Here is a 24268-nt window from a genome sequence, read left to right on the forward strand (position 1 = left end):
CCCCTCCCGGAGGGGCGTGCCCGTCGCGGAGGATGGGCGCGTGCAGGCAACCACCGAGGCAGCGCCCCGGCCCCGCGCGGGCCAGCGGATCATGGCCGCCATCAACCGCGATCCGCGCAGCGCCCCGCACGGCACCCGCAACGACGCCGTGCTCGCCGCGGTCCTGCTCGCCGCGGCCGTCTGCCTGGCGCTGTCCACCGACGAGGGCCGCCGCCCGGACGCGGCCGGCTGGGCACTGCTGGCCGCGGCGCACGTCCCCGTCGTGTGGCGGCGACGCCGTCCGCTGCTGGTGCTCGCGACGGTGGTGGCGCTCGTCGGGCCGTACCACGCCCTGGACAACAACCACGCCGCTGCCGGACCCGTCTCCTACGTCGCGCTCTACACGCTGGCCGTCACCGGCCGCCCGCTGCGCACGATCCTGACGGGCATCGCGGTCCTCACGGTCTCCGTGAGCATCATGCTCACCGTCAACACCCACCAGGCCGTCGAGCTGATCCGCATCTCCGGCTGGGTGGTCGCCATCCTCTTCGCGGGCGTCGACATCCGCTACTACCGCCAGTACGTCGCCTCCATCGTGGAGCGCGCCGAACGCGCCGAACGCACGCGGGAGGAGGAGGCCCGGCGTCGCGTCGCCGAGGAGCGCCTGCGCGTCGCCCGGGACCTGCACGACCTGCTCGCGCACAGCATCACCCTCATCGGCGTGCAGACGTCGGTCGCCGCGCACGTCCTGAGCGCCGACCCCGAGCGTCTGGACCGGGCCGCCGTCGCCAAGGCCCTCGACGACATCGCCGAGACCTGCCGGACCGCGCGCGGCGAACTGCGGACCACGCTGGAGGTCCTGCGCGAACAGGACACGCCCGACGCCCGCGGTCCGCTGCCCGGGCTGCACGGCCTGTCGCACCTGGCGGAGGCCGCCCGGCTCGCCGGGGCGCGGGTCGACCTGTCGGTACGCGCCGGCGACGTGCCGCCCGCGGTCGGCGCCGCCGCGTACCGCATCGTGCAGGAGGCGCTGACCAACGCCGTACGCCACGCGGGGCCGGAACCGTCCGTCCGCGTCGAGGTGTACGCGGAGCCGGGCGCCCTGCGCCTGTCCGTCACCGACGACGGCACCGGCCCCGATCCCGGCGGCACCCCCGGCTTCGGGCTCGTCGGCATGCGGGAGCGGGCCCGCAGCGTGGGTGGCACACTCGACGCCGGACCGCGGGCCCGGGGCGAGGGCGGCTTCGGGGTGACGGCCGTCCTGCCGACGCCCGCCGCATCCGTCCCGGCCCCGGCGCCGGTGACCGTGACGTCGGAGAGGGACGGATGACCATTCGCGTGCTGCTGGCGGACGACCAGAACCTGGTCCGCGCCGCGTTCGCCCTGCTCGTCGCCTCGGCCCCCGACATGGAGGTCGTCGGCGAGGCCTGCACCGGCCGCGAGGCCGTGGAACTGGCCCGCGCCCGCCGGGCCGACCTCGTCGTCATGGACGTCCGCATGCCCGACCTGGACGGCATCGGGGCGACCCGGCTGATCGCCGCGGACGAGGACCTGGCGGGCGTGAAGGTGCTGGTCCTCACCACGTACGACACCGACGAGAACATCGTGGAGGCCCTGCGCGCGGGCGCCTCCGGGTTCCTGGTGAAGGACACCCGGCCCGCCGAGCTCCTCGACGCCATCCGCACGGTGACGGCCGGCGACGCCCTGCTCTCGCCCGGCCCGACGGCCCGCCTGATCGAGCGGTTCCTGCGCAGCCCCGCGCCACCGGTGACCGACGGCGGCCCCGACTGCCTGTCCGAGCGGGAGCGGCAGGTCCTCACTCTGGTCGCCCGCGGCCTCACCAACACGGAGATCGCCGATTCCCTGGGGCTGAGCCCGCTGACCGCGAAGACCCATGTGAGCCGCATCATGGGCAAGCTGGGCGCGCGGGACCGGGCGCAACTGGTCATCGTGGCCTACGAGTCGGGACTGGTGACGCCGGGCGACCGTCAGGCGCAGTAGGTGTCCGTGCCCGGCCGCTGTCCGGTCGCCAGGAAGCGGGAGACCGTGCGGTCGCCGCAGGCGTTGCCGTTGGCGAGGTAGGCGTCGTGGCCGGTGGAGTTCACGGTCACCATGACCGCGCGCCGGCCGAACGCCTCCCGCAGCTTCAGCGCGCCGCTGAGCGGGGTCGCGACGTCCCGCTCGTTCTGGACGAGCAGGACGTTGGAGGGTCCGCGGTCGGTGATCCGCACCGGTGCCTCACGCGGCGGGTAGGGCCAGGCGGCGCACGGCATCGCGTTGCGGGGCATGCCCGCGGTGAGCGGGTACTTGGCGCGGCTCTCGGCGACGTCCTTCTGGTACCCGGCGGCCGAGGTGGGCCAGGCGACATCGTTGCAGAGGACTCCGGCGCCGACGGCGGCGACGTTCTGGAGCACGGCGTCGGGCGGTGCCGCGGGCGCGGGCGGCACGGTGCCCTGCCGCGCCGCCCGCATCAGCTTGGCGAGCGTGGGATAGCGGCTGGGGGAGTACAGGCTGTCCAGCATGATCTGGCGCAGGACGTTGCCGTTCAGTTCCTCCGGGTTGGCGCCGGGCCAGGGGAGGGGTTCCCGGTCGAGCCGGGCGGCCAGCTTCAGGAACAGCGGCCGTACGTCGGCGGCCCTGTCGGCGACGCGGTCCGGGTTGTCGGGCTTCGACGCCCACGCGGCGAAGTCGGGGAAGGTGTCCTCCACGCCCTGCTCGTGCCCGGCCAGCCAGGCGCGGGCGACGCGGGTGGGATCGGGGTTGTCGTTGCTGTCCAGCACGATGCGGTCGGTGCGGTGCGGGAACAGCTGCGCGTACACGGCTCCGACGTACGTCCCGTACGACACGCCCCACGCGGAGAGCTTGCGCTCGCCGAGCGCGGCGCGGAGGCGGTCGATGTCGCGGGCCTCGTTGGCGGTGCTGAGGTGCCGGAGCAGCTCGCCGCCGTTCGCGGCGCAGGCGTCGGCCATGCGGCGGGCGGTGGCCGTGTTCGCGTCCACGGAGCCGTCGGCGGCGGGCCACGGGCGGAGCCTGGAGGTGGCGAGGTCGCCCTGGTCCAGCCCGCAGTCGACGGGCGTGGACGGGGCGAGGCCGCGCGGGGCGAAGCCGACCAGGTCGTAGGCGTCCCGGACGTCCTGGGGCAGCTTCTGCCCCTTCCCCGAGGGGTCGTTCAGGCTGGAGCCGCCCGGACCGCCCGGGATCAGCAGCAGGGTCCCGCGCCGGGCGCCCGGATCCTCGCTCGGGATGCGCGAGACGGCGACGTCGATGCGGGGGCTGTCGGGGTCGGCGTAGTCCATGGGGACCCGCAGGGTGGCGCACTGCTGACGGGGGTCCAGGCCGGAGCCCTGACAGGTGGTCCAGTCGAGGCCCTCGGCCGGGCTCGCGGCCACGGAGGCGGTCACGGGCGCGGTGACGGCGAGCAGGGCGGTGGAGACGCCGACGATGGCGGCGTTGCGGATGGTGCGCGTGCGCTGCGTCATGGGACGAGCCTCGCGGATCGCCGGGGCCCGCCCCATCCGGGCAACAACCTGAAAAGGCTTGGGGTTTACCCCACCAGCCCCCTGACGAACTCCCCCCAGGCGGCCGGCCCGACGAACACGACGGGCCCGTCGGCCACCTTGCTGTCCCGTACGGGCATGACGCCGGGGACTCCGTCGGCGACCTCGACGCAGTCTCCGCCTTCGCCGTTGCTGTAGGTGCTCTTCGTCCAGCGGGCGTTGCTCAGGTCGTACTCGCGCATCGTCTGAAGTCCTCCGCCGCCGATTCGATCAGGGCAAGGGACGCCTCTGGCGACAGCGTGGCGACCCTGAGCAGATCGTATGCGCGCTGCGCCCGCTTCACCACGGCTGGATCGTCCACCAGCGTTCCTGAGAACGACGTCTCTGTATAGGCGACCTGGGGTGCGTCCTCGAACTCCATCAGCTTCAGAGATCCGTTCATGGCCGCATGGGCCCCCGCCGTGTACGGCAGCACCGTCACCCACGCCGTGCGCTCGCGCATAAGCCGTGCGATGTGCTCCAGTTGCGCACCCATCGCGTGCGGGCCGCCCACCGGGACGCGCAACGCGTTCTCGTGCAGGGTCACCCAATACTCGGGCCGTGCAGCGTCGTCGAGGATCAGCGACCGCTCCAAGCGGGCGGTGACGATCTCGTCCACGTAGGAATCCGGTTTGAACGGATTCGCAGCGATCGTGACCGCGCGTGCGTACTCCTTGGTCTGGACCAGGCCCGGAACCACCGTCGGCGCGAACTCGCAGATCCGCACGGCCAGCCGCTCCAGCTCAACGACCCCCGCGAAGTAATCCGCATACCGCGGGTCATCAATCAGCTTCCGGCACAGCCGCTCGAAAATACCGTCGGTTTGCAGTACCGCGTCAATCCGCTGCGCCACGTCCAACTGTGGTTTGCGAATCGCCTGTTCGAACTGGCCGATGTAGCCGCCGGACACAAATACCCGTGCGCCCAGCTCCACTTGGGTGATCCCGGCATCCTCCCGGCGCCGCTTGAGTTCCGTGCCGAAGAACTCCCAGGCCGCCTGCCGCGAACCGTTGGCCATAACCAAACCCCTTGCGCTGACCAGCACTTGTAGTGCACAGACTCCTACCGAGTGTAGTTGCAGGGAGGCATTCTGGAGGCACGAAGAGTGAAACAGGAAACAGGAGGGGAACACGGTGGAGCCAACACACTCGGCGCACTGCGTCGAAGAAGCGGAGGACACGGTGAAAGAATTGCGCGCGGCACTCGTGAGGGCAGGAATTATCCTGCCGTCACTCGGGATCGACCCGGTGAGTCTTGCGCGGGAGGCACCGTGTCCGCTCATCGAATTGGGACGATGTTCCGTGGAGACCGCGCGTCGGCTCGCGGCGGTGCTGCGATGATGCCGCCGATCGGTTCCTACGCGGTCGACACCCGCACGGGGCGGGTCGGCATCGTCATGGGGCACGAGGGCCCGTACGTCCAGATGCGGCCGTACGGCGGGGGGCGCGAGTGGGACGCCGAGCCGGGTGACGTACGCCACGCCACCCCGGCCGAGCGGCTCAGCGCGGCCACGGCGTACACCAACGCACGAAGTCGTGGCGAGGTGCCTTGAGGCATGCGCGAGAATGGGCTCCATGAGTCTGTTCCGCGACGACGGCATCGTGCTGCGCACCCAGAAGCTGGGTGAGGCGGACCGGATCATCACCTTGCTCACGCGCGGTCACGGCCGCGTACGCGCCGTGGCGCGCGGGGTGCGCCGCACGAAGTCGAAGTTCGGGGCGCGGCTGGAGCCGTTCTCGCACGTGGACGTGCAGTTCTTCTCGAAGAGCAGCGAGCTGGTCGGGCGCGGGCTGCCGCTGTGCACGCAGAGCGAGACCATCGCGCCGTACGGCGGCGGGATCGTCACGGACTACGGCCGGTACACCGCCGGGACGGCCATGCTGGAGACCGCCGAGCGGTTCACGGACCACGAGGGCGAGCCGGCCGTGCAGCAGTACCTGCTGCTGGTCGGTGCGCTGCGGACCCTCGCCCGGGGCGAGCACGCGCCGAACCTCGTCCTCGACGCGTTCCTGCTGCGTTCCCTCGCCGTGAACGGGTACGCGCCGACCTTCGGCGACTGCGCGAAGTGCGGCATGCCGGGACCGAACCGGTTCTTCTCGGTCGGATCGGGCGGTTCCGTCTGCGCCGACTGCCGGGTGCCCGGCAGCGTCGTACCCTCGCCGCAGGCCCTGGGACTGCTCGGTGCGCTGCTCACGGGAGACTGGGGGACCGCGGACGCCTGCGAGGCGCGGTACGTCCGGGAGGGGAGCGGGCTGGTGTCCGCGTACCTGCACTGGCACCTGGAGCGCGGCCTGCGGTCCCTGCGGTACGTCGAGAAGTCCTAGACACAGGTAGAGCACGAGGAGACGAGAGACACATGGCCGTACGCGGTTTCCTGGGGCGTCAGCGCCGGGAGTACAGGACGCCGGAGCCGCACCCGTCCGGCGCGCGGCCCCCGAAGCTCGGTGAGCTGGTGCCGGAGCATGTGGCGATCGTCATGGACGGCAACGGGCGCTGGGCCAAGGAGCGCGGCCTGCCGCGCACCGAGGGGCACAAGGTCGGTGCCGAGCAGGTGATGGACGTCCTCCAGGGGGCGATCGAGATGGGTGTCGGGAACATCTCCCTGTACGCCTTCTCCACCGAGAACTGGAAGCGCTCGCCGGAGGAGGTGCGCTTCCTGATGAACTTCAACCGCGACTTCATCCGCAAGTCCCGCGACACCCTCGACGAGCTCGGGGTGCGGGTGCGCTGGGCGGGGCGGATGCCCAAGCTGTGGAAGTCGGTGGCCAAGGAGCTCCAGGTCGCCCAGGAGCAGACGAAGGACAACGACCGGCTCACGCTGTACTTCTGCATGAACTACGGCGGCCGTGCGGAGATCGCGGACGCGGCGCAGGCCCTCGCCGAGGACGTGCGGGCGGGGCGGCTCGACCCGTCCAAGGTCAACGAGAAGACCCTCGCGAAGTACCTGTACTACCCGGACATGCCGGACGTGGACCTGTTCCTGCGGCCGAGCGGGGAGCAGCGGACGTCGAACTACCTGCTGTGGCAGAGCGCGTACGCGGAGATGGTGTTCCAGGACGTGCTGTGGCCGGACTTCGACCGGCGTGACCTGTGGCGGGCGTGCCTGGAGTTCGCCTCCCGGGACCGCCGCTTCGGCGGCGCCATCCCCAACGAGGAGCTGCTCGCCATGGAGGGCCGGACGGAAGGTTCCAGCCCGTCCGGCGTTTGAGGACGAGGCCGTTCAGGCCGATGAAGGGGCCCGGGGCTGAGCCCCGGGCCCTCGGCGGCTCAGCCGCCGGAGGCGCTCGCGCAGTCCGCGCAGGTGCCGAAGATCTCCACGGTGTGCGCCACGTTGACGTATCCGTGCTCGGCGGCGATGGCCTCCGCCCACTTCTCCACCGCGGGGCCCTCGACCTCGACGGCCTTGCCGCAGATCCGGCACACCAGGTGGTGGTGATGGTCGTCGCTGGAGCAGCGGCGGTAGACGGACTCCCCTTCCGCGGTGCGCAGGACGTCGACCTCACCGGCGTCGGCGAGGGACTGCAACGTGCGGTAGACCGTGGTGAGCCCCACCGAGTCGCCCTTGTGTTTGAGCATGTCGTGGAGCTCCTGCGCGCTGCGGAACTCCTCGACCTCCTGGAGGGCCGCCGCCACGGCGGCCCGCTGCCGGGTGGCGCGGCCCTTCACGGGCGGTCCAGCGGTCGTCACGGGGTGCCTCCTCACGTCTGCACTGCCGGGGCCATTGTGCCAGCCCCGGCTGTCAGCGGTCAGACGCCGACTTCGTCGCCGGACCCGCGGGAGGCCGGAATCCGGCACTCCGCGGGATCCCCGGCGGAGCGGGCGAGGGCGGCGGCCCGCGCGCGTCGCCGGGCCAGCGGGGTGGCCAGCGCGGTCAGCAGGATGAACGCGCCGATGGTGAGCAGCACGATCGTCGCGCCGGGCGGCACGTCCTGGTAGTAGGACGTCACCGTGCCGCCGATCGTCACGGTCACGCCGATCGCCACGGCGATCGCGAACGTCGCGGCGAAGCTGCGGCTGAGCTGCTGGGCGGCGGCCACCGGGACCACCATCAGCGCGGACACCAGCAGCAGGCCGACGACGCGCATCGCGACCGTGACCGTGACCGCGGCCGTGACGGCGGTCAGCAGGTTCAGCGCGCGCACCGGCAGCCCGGTGACCCGGGCGAACTCCTCGTCCTGGCTGACCGCGAACAGTTGGCGGCGCAGCCCCAGGGTGACCAGCACCACGAAGGCGGCCAGGACGCAGATCGCGGTCACGTCGGACTCGGAGACCGTCGACAGGGAGCCGAAGAGGTACGAGGTGAGGTTGGCGTTGGAGCCGGTCGGCGCGAGGTTGATGAACATCACGCCGCCGGCCATGCCGCCGTAGAAGAGCATGGCGAGGGCGATGTCGCCGCGGGTGCGGCCGTACCAGCGGATCAGCTCCATGAGGACGGCGCCGAGGACGGAGACCAGGGTCGCCATCCACACCGGGGACCAGGAGAGCAGGAAGCCGAGGCCGACGCCGGTCATGGCCACGTGGCCGATGCCGTCGCCCATGAGGGCCTGGCGGCGCTGGACGAGGTAGATGCCGACGGCGGGGGCGGTGATGCCGACCAGGACGGCCGCCAGCAGCGCCCGCTGCATGAAGGCGTAGTTCAGGAGTTCCATCAGCTCAGCAGTCCCGTGCGGATCGGTTCGGCGCCCGCGGGTGCGTGCGGGTGTACGTGGTCGTGGCCGGGCAGGGCGTGCTGGCCGACGGCCTTCGGGGGCGGGCCGTCGTGCAGCACGCAGCCGTCGCGCAGGACGACGGCCCGGTCGATCAGGGGCTCCAGGGGGCCCAGCTCGTGCAGGACGAGGAGGACGGTGGTGCCGGCCGCGACCTGCTCGCGCAGCGTGGCGGCCAGGACTTCCTGGCTGGCCAGGTCGACGCCCGCCATCGGCTCGTCCATGATCAGCAGCTCGGGATCGGAGGCGAGCGCGCGGGCGATCAGCACGCGCTGGTGCTGGCCGCCGGAGAGGGCGTTCACGGAGTCCTTGGCCCGGTCCGCCATGCCGACCAGGTCGAGGGCCCGGCGCACCGCCTCGTGGTCGGCCTTGCGCAGGACGCCGAAGCGGGCGCGGGAGAGCCTGCCGGAGGAGACGACCTCGGTCACCGTGGCGGGCACGCCGCCCGCGGCCGTGGTGCGCTGCGGGACGTAGCCCACGCGCGCCCAGTCGCGGAACCGGTGCCGCGGGGTGCCGAACAGCTCGATCTCCCCGGCGACGGTCGGCACCTGGCCGATGATCGTGCGCACGGCCGTGGACTTGCCTGAGCCGTTGGCGCCGAGCAGGGCCACGACCTCGCCGCGGCGCACGGTGAGGTCGATGCCGCGCAGGACGGGGCGCGAGCCGAGGTCGGCGCGGACGCCGCGCAGTGCGATGACGGACTCGGTCATGCCACCCTCCGGCTGGTCGGTCTGGTCGGTCACTTGGCGCCCAGGGCCGTCTGCAGGGCCTTGAGGTTGGCTTCCATGACCTGGAAGTAGTCGTCGCCCCGGGACCGGTCGGTGATGCCCTCGATCGGGTCGAGGACGTCCGTCTTGAGGTTCGCGTCCTTGGCGACCGTCTTCGCGGTCTTGTCGCTGACGAGCGTCTCGTAGAAGACGGTGGAGACGCCGTCGGCGGCGGCCATCTTCTCGAGGTCCTTGATCCGGGCGGCGCTGGGCTCGGACTCGGGGTCGAGGCCGCTGATGGCCTCCTCGGTGAGGCCGTAGCGCTCGGCGAGGTAGCCGAAGGCGGCGTGCGTGGTGATGAAGACCTTGGTCTTCGTGTCCTTCAGCCCGGTCTCGAACTCCGTGTTCAGGTCGCCGAGCTTCTTGACCAGGGCCGCGGTGTTCTTCTTGTAGTCGGCGGCGTGGTCGGGGTCGGCCTTCTCGAAGGCCTTGCCGACGCCCTCGGCGACCTCGGCGTACTTGACCGGGTCGAGCCAGATGTGGGGGTCCTTGCCGCCGGCTTCCTCGCCGTGGTCGTGGTCGTGGCCGTGCTCGTCCTCCTCGGCCGCGTGGTCGTGCTCGGCCGCGTGGCCGCCGACCTCGTTGCCGTGCTCCTCCAGGGAGGTCAGGGAGGCCGCGTCGATCTTCGTCTCGATCCCGGACTGGGTGACGGCCTCGTCGACGGCGGGCTGGAGACCCTTGAGGTAGAGCGCCGCGTCCGACTCCTCCAGCTGCGCCCGCTGCTTGGTGCTGACCTCGAGGTCGTGCGGCTCCTGGCCGGGCCCGGTGAGGCTGGTGACGTTGACGTGGTCTCCGCCGATCTGCTCGGCGAGGAAGGCCATCGGGTAGAACGACGCGACGACGTCGAACTTGTCCGTGTTGCCCGCCGCCGCGGTGTCGCTGGAGCAGGCCGAGAGGGTCCCGAGACCGAGTGCGGTGGCCGCGGTGACCGCTATGCCGGATATGCGGCGTCGTCGTACGTTCATGACACTCATTTTCAACGAATCTGGAAACCGTTGTCAACAAGCCCCCGAACGGCCCCCGATTTGGCCGGGGGGCGTCCCGCGCCGGTAACCTGAGGCATTCTCTGGAAGCATCTCGCTTCGTCGCCCGTCGTCGTAATGAAGAGAGCACCGTGGCCGCCGACAAGATCGACACCATCGTCAGCCTGAGCAAGCGCCGTGGCTTCGTATTCCCCTGCAGTGAGATCTACGGCGGTCAGCGCGCCGCCTGGGACTACGGTCCGCTGGGTGTCGAGCTCAAGGAGAACCTCAAGCGCCAGTGGTGGCGCTACATGGTCACCTCGCGCGAGGACGTCGTCGGTATCGACTCGTCCGTGATCCTGGCCCCCGAGGTCTGGGTCGCCTCCGGTCACGTCGCCACCTTCACGGACCCACTGACCGAGTGCACCTCCTGCCACAAGCGGTTCCGCGCGGACCACCTGGAGGAGGCGTACGAGGAGAAGAAGGGGCACGCCCCCGAGAACGGCCTCGCCGACCTCAACTGCCCCAACTGCGGCAACAAGGGCACCTTCACCGAGCCCAAGCAGTTCTCCGGCCTGCTCTCCACCCACCTCGGCCCGACCCAGGACAGCGGCTCCGTCGCCTACCTGCGGCCCGAGACCGCCCAGGGCATCTTCACCAACTTCGGCCAGGTGCAGACCACTTCGCGCCGCAAGCCGCCGTTCGGCATCGCCCAGATGGGCAAGTCCTTCCGCAACGAGATCACGCCCGGCAACTTCATCTTCCGCACCCGCGAGTTCGAGCAGATGGAGATGGAGTTCTTCGTCAAGCCGGGCGAGGACGAGAAGTGGCAGGAGTACTGGATGGAGCAGCGCTGGAACTGGTACACCGGCCTGGGCCTGCGCGAAGAGAACATGCGCTGGTACGAGCACCCGAAGGAGAAGCTCTCCCACTACTCCAAGCGCACCGCCGACATCGAGTACCGGTTCTCCTTCGGCGGGAGCGAGTGGGGCGAGCTGGAGGGTGTCGCCAACCGCACCGACTACGACCTCGGCGCGCACTCCAAGGCCTCCGGCCAGGACCTCTCCTACTTCGACCAGGAGGCCGGCGAGCGCTGGACGCCGTACGTCATCGAGCCGGCGGCCGGTGTCGGCCGGGCGATGCTCGCCTTCCTGCTCGACGCGTACGTCGAGGACGAGGCGCCGAACGCCAAGGGCAAGCTGGAGAAGCGCACCGTGCTGCGCCTCGACCCGCGCCTGGCGCCGGTGAAGGTCGCGGTCCTGCCGCTGTCCCGCAACCCGGAGCTGTCGCCGAAGGCGAAGGGGCTCGCGCAGGCGCTGCGGCAGAACTGGAACATCGAGTTCGACGACGCCGGTGCGATCGGGCGCCGGTACCGTCGCCAGGACGAGATCGGTACGCCGTTCTGCGTCACCGTCGACTTCGACACGCTCGAGGACAACGCGGTGACCGTGCGGGAGCGGGACACCATGAAGCAGGAACGCGTGTCGCTGGACCAGATCGAGGGGTACCTCGCGGCCCGGCTCGTCGGCTGCTGACCGTTCGTCTCGGTTGAGGTACCAGGGGGCTCCGGCCCCCTGGACCCCCGGACCTGTGCCCACCCTCCACCCGACTCGGTCGGCTGGAGGGTGGGCTCTTCTGTTTGCGCGGCCGGGCGTCAGACGTCGGCCGTGCACCGCCAGAACGCCCGCATCAGCGGCGTCGGGTCCGGGTTCGTCATGGCCACCTGGGTGAGCAGGACCGCCGTCGTCCCGGTGGCGGGGACCAGGTGGGCCGAGGTGCCGCTGCCACCGACCCAGCCGTAGCGGCCGGGCACGTTCCACGGCTCCGTCCGGTCCACGTCGACCTGACCGCCGTAGCCCCAGCCCTGGCCCAGCAGGAAGAGACGGCCCGCCTCGCGCTGTCCGGGCGTCAGGTGGTCGGTGGTCATGCGGCGGACCGAAGCGGCGGAGAGGACCTGCCGGCCGTCCACCGCGCCCTGCGCGAGCAGCATGCGCGCGAAGGCCAGCCAGTCGTCCACCGTCGAGACCAGCCCGCCCGCCCCGGACGGGAAGGCCGGGACACGGCTCCACTGGCCGTCGGGCACGTCCATCGGTTCCAGCGCCCCGGACGGATCGGGCCGGTAGAGGGTGGTGAAGCGGTCCCGCTTCCCGGACGGCACCTCGAAGGCCGTGTCCACCATGCCGACCGGCTCCAGCAGGCGCTCCGCCAGGACGTCCGGCAGCGGCCGGCCGGTGACCCGGGCGATCAGCACGCCCTGCAGGTCGGAGCAGGTGTTGTACAGCCAGGCCGCCCCCGGCTGGTGCAGCAGCGGCACGCGGGCCAGGCCCGCCAGCCACTCGTCCGGCGCCGGTGCCCGCTGCGGTTCGAGTCCGCCTTGGTGGGCCGCGAACAGCGCCTGCACGCCGGGCAGCGAGAAGTCCGCCGGGAAGCCCCATCCCGCCCGGGAGCTGAGCAGGTCCTCGACAGTGATCGCACGCTCCGCCGGGACCACGTCGTCCAGGGCGGCGGACGGGGTGCGCAGCACCCTCGGCTTCGACAGCTCCGGCAGCCACGCGTCCACCGGGTCGGCCAGCCCCAGCAGCCCGTCGTCGACCAGTGCCAGCACGGCCGCGGCCGTGATCGGCTTCGTCAGCGACGCGATCCGGAAGAGGCTCTCCCGCGCCATGGGGGCCGTGCCGTCGGCGTCCACCTGGCCGACGGTCACCACCTCCACGTCGTCACCGCGGGCCACCAGGGCCACGGCACCCGGCACCGTGCCGTCGTCCACGTGCCGTTGCAGGGTGCTGCGCAGTGCGCTCACGTCGTTCATGGGCGGGCCTCCGGTTCGTCGTGGTCGGGGTGACGACTCCGGTCGCGTCCGCAACTCATCGGCGGCCGGCCGCCTCAGCCGATCGTCCGCGGCAGGCGCAGGCTCAGCAACCCCGTCAGCGCCACCGCCGCCAACTGCACCAGCAGCGTCGTCACCAGGGCGTCCCGCATGCCCAGGCCCGGCACCAGGGACAGGAACAGCGTGCCCAGCGCGGCCACCCCGAGCGCCAGGGACGACTGCTGCGTGGTCATCATGACGCCGCTGCCGACACCCGCACGGGCGGGCGGCACCTCCGACAGGACGACCCGGAAGACCACCGGGAGCTGGAGCGCCTGCCCGGCCCCGGCGACCGCCGCGCCCGGCATGAGCTCGACCAGGCCGAGGTCCGGCCAGGAACGCCAGGCGGCCAGCGCCATCAGGGCCAGGCCCACGCCCTGGAGCACGGCGCCCGCCGGCACCACCCGGGTGCCGTACCGGGCGACCAGCCGGGGACCGGCGAGGGAGACGAAGAAGAACACCACCGCCAGCGGCGCCAGCGCCGTCCCCGCCGCCACCGGGCCGAGGCCCGCGCCCTGCTGGAGCGCGACCGCGATGACGAACATGAAACCGCTGAAGCCGACCGAGAACGGCACGATCAGCAGCAGCCCGCGCCGCAGCGAGGTCAGCGCGAACAGGCTCGGCGGCACCAGCGGCGTGCGGCCCGCCCGGTCCGCCCGGCGCTCCACCGCGTAGAACGCCGCCGCCGTGAACGGGAACGCCGCCAGCGACAGCCACGTCCACAGCGGCCAGCCCGCCGTCCGGCCCTCGGTGAGCGGGACCAGCAGGGTGAGGAGCGAGGCGGCCAGCAGCACCGTGCCGGGACCGTCCACCGGCTCCGGGCGCGCCGAACGGGTCTCCGGGACCGCGCGCGCGGCCAGCAGCAGGCCCACCAGCACGACCGGGACGTTCACCAGGAAGACGGAACGCCAGCCGGTGCCCGCGCCAAACAAAAAGGACAAAGGCGTGGCGGCCACCAGCACACCGCCCAGGATCTGGCCGGCCACCATCGACAGGCCGGCCGTGGCCCCGTACAGGCCCATGGCCCGGGCCCGCCGGGTACCGGAGGTGGTCGCCTGGATGGTGGCCAGCACCTGCGGCAGCATCGCGGCGGCCGAGGCGCCCTGCGCCACCCGCGCCGCCACCAGCGTCCAGGCGTCCGGCGCCAGACCGCACGCCAGCGAGGTCAGGCCGAAGGCGGCCATGCCGCCCAGGAACATCCGTCGCCGGCCGAACAGGTCGCCGAGCCGGCCGCCGAGGACGAGCAGGACGGCGTACGCCACCCCGTACCCGGCGACGACGAGTTCGAGGACCGACTCGCCCGCGGACAGGTCGGTGCCGATGGTGGGCAGGGCGACGTTGACGATGAAGAAGTCGACGAGGGGGAGTGCCGCGGCCAGCAGCACCGTGAACAGTCCGGCCCCGCTGAGCGCGGGTGGCGCCGCGTCCGCCGGCCGGACGGGACGTGAAGTCATGGTTTCGGTCACGGAATCGAGACTGCGGCGCCCGCCAGACCGGTACCAGAGTCTTCTTGTCCTGGTAGCAGGAGTACCTGGCAACAGGATCCGGTGAGCGGCACCCTGGAGGCATGACGACGACGGCCCAGGAAAGCACGGGAGTGGCGGTCCGGGCGACGGCCGCCCGGGAGACGGAGCCACGGCCGGTGGAGGGGGCGTCGCAGGTCCGGCGGCACGAACTCGCCGCCTTCCTGCGCAGCCGCCGCGAACGCATCGCCCCCGAACAGGTCGGGCTGCCCCGCGGACGCCGGCGCCGCACACCGGGGCTGCGCCGCGAGGAGGTCGCCCAGCTCTCGGCCGTCGGCGTCACCTGGTACACGTGGCTCGAACAGGCCCGGGACATCCAGGTCTCCGTGCAGGTCCTCGACGCCCTCGCCCGCGCGCTGCTGCTCGACCCGACCGAGCGCGCCCACCTCTTCCGGCTCGCCGGAGCCGTCGACCCGACGCCGGCGACGGCCTGCCCGTCGATCTCACCGGCGGTGCGCGCCCTGTTGGAGCAGTTCGAGCCGTATCCGGCGTGCGTGCAGAACAGCCGGTACGACATCCTCGCCCACAACCGCACGTACGGGCTGCTGCTGTGCGACCTGGACGCGGTGCCGCCCGAGGACCGCAACTGCATGATCCTTTCCTTCACCCACGACGACTGGCGGTCGTCCATCGTCCATCTGGAGGAGACCCAGCGGCTGATGGCCGCCCGGTTCCGCGCCACGATGGCCGGTCATCTCACCGAGCCCGCCTGGAAGATGCTGCTGAAGCGGCTGCGGGCGGAGTCCGCCGAGTTCCAGGAGGCCTGGGAGCGGTACGAGGTGGTCGCCCACCGCAGCAAGCGCAAGGAGTTCCTCAATCGGTACGTGGGCCGCATCCGGGTCGACCACACCGACCTGTGGCTCGGACCGGAGCCGGGGCCGCGCATGGTGACGTACGCGCCGGCCGACGAGGCCTCGCGGGAGCGGCTGGAGAGGCTGCACGCGATCGCCCTGGAGCGTGGAGCGACGTCGCCGGGATGACCGCCCGAAGTGCGGGAACCCGGGGATATGCGGAAGGTGATGTTCCCAGGGTTTCGTCAGTTCGCACAGGGCGAGGACAGTCATGGCTGAGCAGAAGTCGGCGCAGACGCTCCCGCGGCCGTTGCACGCGGCCGCATCGGCGCTGCGGAAGGTGCCGGGCGCCGGGACGGTCGGCCGGGCGGCCGAGGGCGCGCTGGACATGATCGGGGCCGTGTCGCCGCGCGGGCGGCGGCTGGTCGTCTACACCGGGGCCGGAGTGCTCGGCGTCGCCGGTTTGGTGGAGTGGCCGGTGGCGCTCACCGGAGCGGCGGTGGCGTGGCTGACGCGGCCACGGCAGGAGGAGTCCCCGGAGACCGAAGCGGAGTCGGAGGCGGCACGGGTGGCCTCCGGCGCGGACGCCCCCACGGGCAGCGTCGCGGCGAAGCGGAACGCGGTGACGGGTGCGGGTGCCTCCGGCGGGAGCGCCACCGCGGGCAGCGTGGCGGCGAGGCGGAACGCCGCGAAGAAGACGACGACGAGGAGCGCGGCCACCGAGGCCGGCGCCGCCAGGAAGAGCGCCGCGGCGAAGCGGGCCGCGAGCAGGTCGGCGGCGGGGGCGACGGTTGCGGGCAAGACGGTTGCCCCGAAGCCGGCGCGCAGTACGTCGGCCGGGACGAAGACGGCGGCGAGCGGGTCGGCCGGGACGAAGGCGGCGGCGAGCGGGTCGGCCGGGACGAAGGCGGCGGCGAGCGGGTCGGCCGGGACGAAGGCGGCGGCGAGCGGGTCGGCGGGGACGAAGGCGGCGGCGAGTGAGTCGGCGGGGACGAAGGCGGCGGCGAGTGAGTCGGCGGGGACGAAGGCGGCGGCGAGCGGGTCGGCGGGGGCCGGGTCGGCCGGGACTAAGTCGGCCGCGTCGAGGTCGGCTGCGAAGGGGGCGGGCGGGGCGAGGTCGGCGGCGAGCGGGTCGGCGGGGGCCGGGTCGGCCGGGGTCAAGTCGGCCGGGAGCGGGTCGGCCGGGGCCAAGACGGCGGCGAGCCGGTCGGGCGGGACCACGTCGGGGGCCGCGGTGAAGAGCGCCGCGGCCAAGGGGGCCGGGCGGAAGACCGCGGTGAAGAGTGCCGCGACCAGCGTCGCCGCACAGCGGGGCACCGCGACCGGGACCGCCGTGCGGAAGGCCACCGCCACCGGTGCCGCGGCGCGGAAGAGCACCGCGACCAGGGCCGCCGCGCGGAAGTCCGCGACCGCGAAGTCCGCCGCCAAGGCGGTTGCGGCGAAGGCCACCCCGGCCGGGACCGCCGCGCAGAAGAGCACCGCGACCAGGGCCGCGGCGCAGAAGGCCGTCGCGGCGAAGAGCACGGCGACCAGGGCCGCCGCACAGAAGGCCACCGCGACCGGCACCACCGCGCGGAAGTCCGCCACGGGGAAGACCGCGGCGAAGGCCACCGCGACCGGGGTCGCCGCGCGGAAGTCCGCCGCCGGCAAGACCACCGCGGCGAAGGCCACCGCGACCGGCACGTCCGCCCGGAAGTCCGCCGCCGCGAAGACCAACGCGTCGACGAGCACCCCCGCGAAGCGCGCCGCGGGCACCAGTGGATCAGCGACGTCCGGGCGGCGGTCCGCCGCCGCGAAGCCCGGCGCGGCCACGGGCACCCGCGCGAAGCGCGCCGCAGGCAAACGCACCCGAAAAGCGGGCTGAGAGGCAACCATGGCCGGTGGACTTCTGACGCGTTCCCAGGGCGCCCTCGCAGGGATCGCCCTGGCCGGGCCCCGCCTGGTCGCGCGCGGCACCGCCCCCGCCATGGGCGCTGCGGCCGGCGCGGTCGCGGGCACCGCGCGGGCCGGCGTGCGCGGCGCGGACTTCGCGGCGCGGGCGGCCCGGGTCGCCCGCGCCGCGCTGCCCGGCGGCACCCGCCACTGGCGGGCCGGCCCCCGCGCGCACCTCGCGCTGCGGCCGGCCGCGACCGAGAGGGTGCGCCGCGCGGGCGGCACCGAACACGTCGCCCGCCGCGTGGCGGCGGCCCTCGCCGAGCACCCCGACGTGGCGCTCGCCTACTGGGACAACGGGCTGGCCCGGCTGGTGGTGACCGCCACCGAGGAGGAACTGACCGACCGGGTCGTGGACCACGCGACCGACCTCGCCGAACAGCACGGCCTGGCCCGCGCCGACGACGAGGTCGAGGAGCTGGCCCACCCCGGCGACCCGGCCGCGGTGCGCGTCGCGGCGACCGCCCTCGGCGCCGACGTGCTCGGCATCGCCGTCGCCCTGACCGCGTCCTCCCTGCGGCTGCCGCCCTCGCCCCGTCTGGTGACCGCCGTGGCGACGCTGCTGCGCGAGAACCCCCGGTTCCGCGGCTGGCTGCGCGAGCGGCTCGGCGCCCACCGCATGGACGTGGCGCTGGCCGCCGCCAACGCGGCCGTGCACGCCGCGGGCCAGAGCCCGACCTCGCTGGTGCTCGACGGGGCGCTGCGCGCCTGCCAGTTGGGCGAGGCGGTCGCCCGGTCGGCGGCCTTCGAGGTCGTGCACGACCGGCTGTGCGCCCCGGGCCGGGGCAGCCTGCCCGCCGACCTCGCCCTGCGCCCGCCGCTGCGCACCTCCCCGGCCCAGGACTACGCCGCCCACGCCTCGACCGGCAGTGTGGCGGGCGCCGCGGCGACCCTGCTCGTCAAGCACGACCTGGCGGAGGCCGCGGAGGCGGTGCTCGCCGGCTCGCCCAAGGCCGCCCGCTACGGTCCCGCCGCCTTCCACGCCGTACTGAGCGCCGCGCTGTCCCGGACCGGCGTGCTGGTGCGCGACCCGGAGCGGCTGCGGCAGCTGGAGATGACCGGCACGGTCGTCCTGCACCCCAGTGCGCTGCGCACCCCGCACGCGGGGGCGGACCCGTGGACCGAGGACGTCCTGGACGCGGCGCGGCGCGCGGGGTTGCGCGTGGTGATGGTGGAGGACCCGGCGCTCGCCGACTTCACCGGCCTCGCGGACCAGGTCGTCAGCGCCCGCCGCCCGCTCGGGGACGTGGTGGACGAACTGCGCGCCGAGGGTGGTGGCGTCATCACGGTCGTACGCCCCCTGCCCGGCGACGACGACACGGTGCTGGCCGGACTGTTCCGCGGTGACGTGGCCATCGCGCTGGCCGACGCGGACACCCCGGTGGCGTGGGGCGCCGACGTGCTGGCCTCGCGAGGTCTGGCCGACGTGTGGCGGGTGCTGCGGGCGGTGCCCGCGGCCCGCAAGGTCGGGGGCCGCTCGCAGACGCTGGCCCGGGCCGGTGCCGCGCTGTCCGGACTGCTGGTCGCGGTCGGCGAGGCGCGCAGCAGGGGTGCCGGTTCGCCGTTGCCCGGACTGCGCCACGCGCCGGTCGACGCGAGCGCGGCGGCGGCCCTGCTGTCCGGGGCGCGCGCCGCCCTCGGCGTGGCGGCGGCCCGTGCCCCGCACCCCCGGCCGCGGGTGGCGTGGCACGCGCTGGACGTGGCGGACGTACGCGACCGGCTGGAGCACGAGACCGAGCCCGAGCCGACCGTCGTCGAGCAGGCCACGGGCCGGGTGCGCGAGGTGGCCGAACGGGCGGGCCGGGTGCGGGTGCTGGCGCCTGCCCGGTGGTCGTGGCAGCTGGCCCGGGCCGTGCGCGGCGAGCTGGACGATCCGCTCACCCCCGTGCTGGCGGTCGGTTCGGCGGCCTCTGCGATCCTCGGCTCGGTCGTGGACGCGGCGCTGGTGGTCGGTGCGCTGGATCTGAACGCGCTGGTCGGCGGCTTTCAGCGGCTGCGGGCCGAACGGGCGCTGTCCGGGCTGCTCGCGGAGCAGAAGCAGAAGGCCCGGGTCACTGAGGAGCCCCCCGGGGAGCGGGCGGAGCCCCCCGCCGAGGGGGCGGAGCCGCCCGCGGAGGGCGCGGAGGCGCCCCCGGCGGGCGAGCCGCGGATCGTGGACGCCGCCAAGCTGCACCCGGGGCACGTGATCGAGCTGAAGGCGGACGACGTCGTGCCCGCCGACGCCCGGCTGCTGTGGGAGGACGGCCTGGAGGTGGACGAGTCCGCGCTGACCGGTGAGTCGCTGCCGGTGGACAAGAGCGTGGACCCGGCGCCGAAGGCCCCCGTGGCCGAGCGGTACTGCATGGTCTTCGAGGGCACGACCGTGGTGGCGGGCCGGGCACGGGCCGTCGTCGTGGACACCGGCGAGCACACCGAGGCCGCGCGGGCGGTCGCGCTGGCCGCCCGGACGCCGTCGGCCGCGGGCGTGCAGGCCCGGCTCCAGGAACTGACCCGCAAGGCACTGCCGTTGACGCTGGCCGGTGGCGCGGCGGTGACCGGTCTGTCGCTGCTGCGCGGCACGCCGATCCGGCAGGCCGTCTCCGGCGGCGTGTCGGTGGCGGTGGCCGCCGTGCCCGAGGGACTGCCGCTGGTGGCGACGGTGGCACAGCTCGCGGCGGCCCGCCGGCTGAGCCGGCGCGGCGTCCTCGTGCGCACCCCGCGCACCCTGGAGGCGCTGGGGCGCATGGACACCGTGTGCTTCGACAAGACCGGCACGCTCACCGAGAACAAGCTGCGGCTCACCCGGGTCGCGGGCGCCGACGGCACCGTCCGCAAGGCGGGCGACCCGGACGCCGCCGGCACCGTACGGGTCGCCTCGCGCGCCTGCCCCCGCCTGAACGGCGACGGAGCGCGCCCGACGCACGCCACCGACGAGGCCGTCCTGGACGCCGCCGGCCCCGACCCCGAGTGGACGCAGGACGAGGGCCTGCCCTTCGAGACCTCCCGCGGCTACGCCGCCGCCGTCGGCCGGGACGCGGACGGCGCCCCGGTCCTGGTGGTCAAGGGCGCCCCCGAGACCGTGCTGCCCGCCTGCACCGGCCTGCCGTCGCACGCCACCGAGGCGGCGCACGACCTCGCCCGGGCCGGGCTGCGCATCATCGCGGTGGCGAGCCGGCCGCTCGGCAAGGGCGAGCAGGCGGCCGACGTGCTCGAACAGCCGCTGTCCGGGCTGGAGTTCACCGGGCTGCTCGCGCTGGCCGACGTGGCGCGCGAGACGTCCCCGGCGCTGGTGCGCGGGCTGCGCGAGGCGGGCGTACGGCCCGTGGTGCTGACCGGCGACCATCCGCAGACCGCCCGCGCCATCGCCGTCGACCTGGGCTGGCCCGAGGACGCGGTCGTGGTCACCGGCGACGAACTCGCCGCCGCCGACCGCTCGGCCCGGTCCCGGATGCTGCGGGACGCGGACGTGGTGGCCCGGGTGGCGCCGGAACAGAAGCTCCAGGTCGTGGAGTCGCTGCGGGACGCCGGGCGGGTCGTCGGCATGGTCGGTGACGGCGCCAACGACGCCGCGGCGATCCGTGCCGCCGACATCGGCGTGGGCATCAGCGCCCGCGGTTCGGCCGCCGCCCGCAACGCCGCCGACCTGGTCGTCACGGGCGACGACCTGCTGGTGCTGGTGGAGGCGGTGCGGGAGGGCCGGGCGCTGTGGCACAGCGTCGCCGACGCCATCGCCATCCTGATCGGCGGCAACGCGGGCGAGGTCGCCTTCGGCATCCTCGGCACCGTCCTCGGCGGCTCCGCTCCGCTGTCCACCCGCCAGATGCTGCTGGTCAACCTCTTCACCGACCTGTTCCCGGCGATGGCCGTGGCGGTGACGGAGACGGGGGACGCCGAGCAGGAGAAGGACGACGCGGGCGCGCCGCTCGGTACGGCGGTGCTGGGCGCGCCGCTGATCCGGCAGATCCGGCACCGGGCCATGACCACCGCACTCGGGGCGACCGCGGCCTGGCTCTTCGGCCGCTTCACCCCGGGCACGGGGCGCCGCTCGACGACCATGGCCCTGTGCGCCGTGGTCGGCACGCAGTTGGCCCAGACCCTCGCCGACCGGCGGGGCAGCCGGCTGGTGCAGGTGACGTCCGTCGGTTCGGCCGTCGCGTTGGTCGCGCTGGTGCAGACGCCGGGGGCGAGCCAGCTCTTCGGCTGCACGCCGCTGGGGCCGGTCGCCTGGACGGGCGTGGCCGCGGCGATCACGCTGGCGCTGGCGGGGCAGCGGGCGTTGCCGGTGCTGGAGGAGGCGGTGGCGAGGTACTGGCCGAAGGTGACGGAGGTTCTGCCGGCGGCGATGAGGTGAGGCGCGGCGCGGTGTGAGGCGGCGGGGGCGTCGGGCGGTGTCGGGTGGTGTGTCGCGTGCGGCTGGGTGGGGGCTGGTCGCGCGGTTCCCCGCGCCCCTGAGGGCGTGCAACGGGGGTCGGGCGCTCTGTTCTCCGTGCCTTCACGGGGCCGCGTCACGCGGAGGAGCGGGCCGGTTCCCGTATCTCCGGGGACTTCAGGCGCTCGGCGGTCAGTTCCGCCGTGCGGTGGGCCCAGCGGCCGTTGGTGACGGCGCCGAGGACGAGGACCGCCAGCCCGCAGGCGGCCAGGATCCACCAGCCGGGGCGGGCGGCGGAGACGAACGCGGACCGGTACGACGACGTGCCCACGCCCGCCGCCAGCACCGCGCCGACCACCGCCACGCCCAGGGTCTGTCCCAGCTGGCGGCTGGTGGAGGCGACGGCGGCGGCCACGCCGGCCTGCGCGCGCGGCATGCCGGAGACCGCCGTGTTGGTGATGGGCGCGTTGACGAAGCCGAAGCCGACGCCGAACAGGACGTACCCGATGAAGAGGGTGACGTTCGACGTCTCCGCCTCGAAGGCGGCGAACAGGACGCCGCTCACGGTCAGCGCGCCGCCCGCGATCAGCAGCGGCAGCCGCGGCCCCCGGCTGCCGACCAGCCGCCCGGACAGCGGGGCGCACAGGAAGGTCGGCACGGCCATCGGCAGCATCCACAGACCGGCGTGCAGGGCGCTCAGCCCCCGCACGTTCTGCAGGTACAGCGTGGACAGGAACAGGAAGCCGCCCAGCGCGGCGAAGGCGCTGATCGCCGTGACGGTGGCCCCGCTGAACGGCACCGACCGGAAGAAGCGCAGGTCGATGAGGGGCTCGGCGCGGCGCGGCTCGTAGCGCAGCAGCCCGAGCAGCGCGGCCAGCGCCAGCGCGGCGTAGGGGAGTACGGAGACGAACCCGGCGCTCGGCGCCTCGATGATCGCGTACGTCAGGGAGCCGAACAGCACGATCACCATCAGCTGGCCCAGCGGGTCGGGACGGCGGGCCCTGGGGGCTCGGGACTCGGGCACGAAGCGCAGGGTGAGCAGGAGCGCGGCGAGACCGACGGGCAGGTTGACCCAGAAGATCGAGCGCCAGCCCACCGACTCCACCAGCAGTCCGCCGACCAGAGGACCGGCGGCCATCGAGATGCCGACGACCGCGCCCCACACGCCGATCGCGCGGGCACGCTCGCGCGCGTCGGTGAAGGTGTTGGTGATGATCGACATGGCCACCGGATTGAGCATCGAACCGCCCACCGCCTGGACCATCCGGAAGACCACCAGCGACGACAGGTCCGGCGCCAGCGAGCACAGCAGCGAGCCGACGGTGAAGACGACCAGGCCCGTCATGAAGACCCGTTTCCGGCCGATCCGGTCGGCCGTGGAGCCCGCGAGCATCAGCAGCGCGGCCAGCACCAGGGTGTACGCGTCGATCGCCCACTGGAGTCCCGACGTGCTCGCGTGCAGGTCACGCTGCATGGAGGGCAGGGCCACGTTCAGGATCGTGTTGTCGATGCTCACGATCAGCAGGCTCATACAGCAGATGGCGAGCACGAGCAGACGTCGGCGTTGGGTGAGCTCGGGCATGAACTCCATCGTACGCCCATTTCGATAGTGCGGTTAACTAATGACCGCTACACGATCTTTCGTCCGCGTACCCCGAGCACCGCCCCGCGTGCGTGACAATGGAGGAATGTCCACGCCCACCACGCCCGCCCCCGCCACCGCGAACCCGCCGTTGCAGATCGGCCCGCACACCGCCGCACCGCCCGTGGTGCTGGCGCCGATGGCCGGGATCACCAACGCGCCCTTCCGCACCCTGTGCCGGGAGTTCAGTGGCGGCAAGGGCCTGTTCGTGAGCGAGATGATCACGACCCGGGCGCTGGTCGAGCGCAACGAGAAGACCATGCAGCTGATCCACTTCGACGCGACCGAGACGCCGCGCTCGATCCAGCTGTACGGCGTCGACCCCGCGACCGTCGGCAAGGCCGTCCGCATGATCGCGGAGGAGGACCTCGCCGACCACATCGACCTGAACTTCGGCTGCCCGGTGCCCAAGGTGACCCGCAAGGGCGGCGGCTCGGCCCTCCCGTACAAGCGCAACCTGCTCCGGTCGATCCTGCGCGAGGCCGTCAGCGGTGCCGGTGACCTGCCCGTCACCATCAAGATGCGCAAGGGCATCGACGACGACCACCTCACCTATCTCGACGCCGGCCGCATCGCCGTCGAGGAGGGCGTGACCGCCGTCGCCCTGCACGGCCGCACCACCGCCCAGCACTACGGCGGGACCGCCGACTGGGAGGCCATCGCCCGCCTCAAGGAGCACGTCCCGGAGATCCCGGTGCTCGGCAACGGCGACATCTGGTCCGCCGAGGACGCCCTGCGCATGGTCCGCGAGACCGGCTGCGACGGCGTGGTGGTCGGGCGCGGGTGCCTCGGGCGCCCGTGGCTGTTCGCCGACCTGGTCGCCGCCTTCGAGGGGCGTACGGACGCCTTCGTACGGCCGACCCTGCGCGAGGTCGCCGACGTGATGGTCCGGCACGCCACCCTGCTGGGCGAGTGGATCGGCGACGAGTCCCGCGGCGTGATCGACTTCCGCAAGCACGTCGCCTGGTACCTCAAGGGCTTCGCCGTCGGCTCCGAGATGCGCAAGCGCCTTGCGATCACGTCCTCGCTCCAGGAACTGCGCGCCGGGCTCGACGAGCTCGACCTCGACCAGCCCTGGCCCACCGGCGCCGACGGCCCCCGCGGCCGTACCTCCGGCAACAACCGGGTCGTCCTGCCCGACGGCTGGCTGAAGGACCCGTACGACTGCGCGGGCGTCGGCGAGGAAGCGGAGCTGGACACCTCCGGCGGCTGACCC

Annotated in this window: 20 protein-coding genes; 9 read left to right on the forward strand and 11 right to left on the reverse strand. The window is 73.4% G+C overall.

Annotation, left to right across the window (positions count from 1 at the left end; genetic code table 11):
- The first annotated feature begins 40 nt into the window (after positions 1 to 40).
- Complete coding sequence (locus IEZ05_RS00415; protein ID WP_373298709.1) at positions 41 to 1309, forward strand: sensor histidine kinase; 1269 nt, start codon at positions 41 to 43, stop codon at positions 1307 to 1309.
- Complete coding sequence (locus IEZ05_RS00420; RefSeq protein ID WP_189227899.1) at positions 1306 to 1980, forward strand: response regulator; 675 nt, start codon at positions 1306 to 1308, stop codon at positions 1978 to 1980. The genes IEZ05_RS00415 and IEZ05_RS00420 overlap by 4 nt, the downstream gene beginning before the upstream one ends.
- Here IEZ05_RS00420 and IEZ05_RS00425 read toward each other — a convergent pair.
- The 3 genes from IEZ05_RS00425 to IEZ05_RS00435 all read right to left on the reverse strand — a co-directional run bounded on the left by IEZ05_RS00425 (position 1968) and on the right by IEZ05_RS00435 (position 4533).
- Positions 1968 to 3458, reverse strand: coding sequence for an alpha/beta hydrolase (locus IEZ05_RS00425; RefSeq protein WP_189227900.1), 1491 nt, complete (start codon positions 3456 to 3458; stop codon positions 1968 to 1970). The genes IEZ05_RS00420 and IEZ05_RS00425 overlap by 13 nt on opposite strands.
- A gap of 65 nt (positions 3459 to 3523) precedes the next feature.
- Positions 3524 to 3718: a DUF397 domain-containing protein gene (locus tag IEZ05_RS00430; protein ID WP_189227901.1), complete on the reverse strand. Its 195-nt coding sequence runs from the start codon at positions 3716 to 3718 to the stop codon at positions 3524 to 3526.
- Positions 3700 to 4533 (reverse strand): helix-turn-helix domain-containing protein, encoded by an 834-nt coding sequence (locus tag IEZ05_RS00435; protein WP_189227902.1) that lies wholly within the window; start codon positions 4531 to 4533, stop codon positions 3700 to 3702. Before IEZ05_RS00435 ends, IEZ05_RS00430 begins: the two co-directional genes overlap by 19 nt.
- Positions 4534 to 4851: 318 nt before the next feature.
- Between IEZ05_RS00435 and IEZ05_RS00440 the strand changes: the two genes are divergently transcribed.
- Genes IEZ05_RS00440 through IEZ05_RS00450 form a run of 3 tightly spaced genes read left to right on the forward strand, consistent with a single transcriptional unit; the run spans position 4852 to position 6723 of the window.
- The gene (locus tag IEZ05_RS00440; protein WP_189227903.1) at positions 4852 to 5067 is read left to right on the forward strand and encodes a hypothetical protein; all 216 of its coding nucleotides are present in this window, start codon (positions 4852 to 4854) and stop codon (positions 5065 to 5067) included.
- A gap of 22 nt (positions 5068 to 5089) precedes the next feature.
- Positions 5090 to 5839 carry a DNA repair protein RecO gene (gene recO, locus IEZ05_RS00445; protein ID WP_189227904.1) on the forward strand — a complete coding sequence of 250 codons (750 nt, stop codon included), beginning with the start codon at positions 5090 to 5092 and terminating at the stop codon, positions 5837 to 5839.
- 32 nt (positions 5840 to 5871) lie between these two features.
- On the forward strand, positions 5872 to 6723 hold the full coding sequence (locus IEZ05_RS00450) for an isoprenyl transferase (RefSeq protein WP_189227905.1): 852 nt from the start codon (positions 5872 to 5874) through the stop codon (positions 6721 to 6723).
- Between the two features lie 59 nt (positions 6724 to 6782).
- Here IEZ05_RS00450 and IEZ05_RS00455 read toward each other — a convergent pair whose 3' ends face one another.
- The 4 genes from IEZ05_RS00455 to IEZ05_RS00470 are packed head-to-tail and all read right to left on the reverse strand — an operon-like array spanning position 6783 to position 9953.
- Positions 6783 to 7202: a Fur family transcriptional regulator gene (locus tag IEZ05_RS00455; RefSeq protein ID WP_189227906.1), complete on the reverse strand. Its 420-nt coding sequence runs from the start codon at positions 7200 to 7202 to the stop codon at positions 6783 to 6785.
- A gap of 59 nt (positions 7203 to 7261) precedes the next feature.
- A complete protein-coding gene (locus IEZ05_RS00460) occupies positions 7262 to 8164 on the reverse strand; it encodes a metal ABC transporter permease (protein WP_189227907.1) in 903 nt (300 codons plus the stop codon).
- Positions 8164 to 8931 carry a metal ABC transporter ATP-binding protein gene (locus IEZ05_RS00465; protein WP_189227908.1) on the reverse strand — a complete coding sequence of 256 codons (768 nt, stop codon included), beginning with the start codon at positions 8929 to 8931 and terminating at the stop codon, positions 8164 to 8166. The genes IEZ05_RS00460 and IEZ05_RS00465 overlap by 1 nt, the downstream gene beginning before the upstream one ends.
- A 29-nt stretch (positions 8932 to 8960) precedes the next feature.
- Positions 8961 to 9953 carry a zinc ABC transporter substrate-binding protein gene (locus IEZ05_RS00470; protein WP_189227909.1) on the reverse strand — a complete coding sequence of 331 codons (993 nt, stop codon included), beginning with the start codon at positions 9951 to 9953 and terminating at the stop codon, positions 8961 to 8963.
- A gap of 149 nt (positions 9954 to 10102) precedes the next feature.
- On the opposite strand from IEZ05_RS00470, the gene IEZ05_RS00475 reads away from it, so the two are divergent.
- The gene (locus tag IEZ05_RS00475) at positions 10103 to 11485 is read left to right on the forward strand and encodes a glycine--tRNA ligase (RefSeq protein WP_189227910.1); all 1383 of its coding nucleotides are present in this window, start codon (positions 10103 to 10105) and stop codon (positions 11483 to 11485) included.
- Between the two features lie 119 nt (positions 11486 to 11604).
- On the opposite strand, the gene IEZ05_RS00480 is transcribed toward IEZ05_RS00475, so the two are convergent.
- On the reverse strand, positions 11605 to 12750 hold the full coding sequence (locus tag IEZ05_RS00480; RefSeq protein ID WP_189228534.1) for a serine hydrolase domain-containing protein: 1146 nt from the start codon (positions 12748 to 12750) through the stop codon (positions 11605 to 11607).
- Between the two features lie 83 nt (positions 12751 to 12833).
- On the reverse strand, positions 12834 to 14270 hold the full coding sequence (locus tag IEZ05_RS00485) for an MFS transporter (protein ID WP_229869542.1): 1437 nt from the start codon (positions 14268 to 14270) through the stop codon (positions 12834 to 12836).
- A gap of 113 nt (positions 14271 to 14383) precedes the next feature.
- Between IEZ05_RS00485 and IEZ05_RS00490 the strand changes: the two genes are divergently transcribed.
- Positions 14384 to 15319, forward strand: a complete 936-nt coding sequence (locus tag IEZ05_RS00490; protein WP_229869543.1) for an MmyB family transcriptional regulator — start codon at positions 14384 to 14386, stop codon at positions 15317 to 15319.
- 240 nt (positions 15320 to 15559) lie between these two features.
- On the opposite strand, the gene IEZ05_RS00495 is transcribed toward IEZ05_RS00490, so the two are convergent.
- A complete protein-coding gene (locus IEZ05_RS00495; protein ID WP_229869544.1) occupies positions 15560 to 16978 on the reverse strand; it encodes a hypothetical protein in 1419 nt (472 codons plus the stop codon).
- 25 nt (positions 16979 to 17003) lie between these two features.
- On the opposite strand from IEZ05_RS00495, the gene IEZ05_RS00500 reads away from it, so the two are divergent.
- Positions 17004 to 21392 (forward strand): cation-translocating P-type ATPase, encoded by a 4389-nt coding sequence (locus tag IEZ05_RS00500; protein WP_189227913.1) that lies wholly within the window; start codon positions 17004 to 17006, stop codon positions 21390 to 21392.
- A 154-nt stretch (positions 21393 to 21546) separates the two neighbouring features.
- Here IEZ05_RS00500 and IEZ05_RS00505 read toward each other — a convergent pair whose 3' ends face one another.
- Positions 21547 to 22992 carry an MFS transporter gene (locus IEZ05_RS00505; protein WP_189227914.1) on the reverse strand — a complete coding sequence of 482 codons (1446 nt, stop codon included), beginning with the start codon at positions 22990 to 22992 and terminating at the stop codon, positions 21547 to 21549.
- A 106-nt stretch (positions 22993 to 23098) separates the two neighbouring features.
- Here IEZ05_RS00505 and dusB point away from each other — a divergent pair, with 106 nt between their 5' ends.
- Positions 23099 to 24265 carry a tRNA dihydrouridine synthase DusB gene (dusB, locus tag IEZ05_RS00510; RefSeq protein ID WP_189227915.1) on the forward strand — a complete coding sequence of 389 codons (1167 nt, stop codon included), beginning with the start codon at positions 23099 to 23101 and terminating at the stop codon, positions 24263 to 24265.
- Positions 24266 to 24268 lie beyond the last annotated feature (3 nt).

The organism is Streptomyces flaveolus (assembly GCF_014648815.1).
Taxonomy (GTDB): domain Bacteria; phylum Actinomycetota; class Actinomycetes; order Streptomycetales; family Streptomycetaceae; genus Streptomyces; species Streptomyces flaveolus.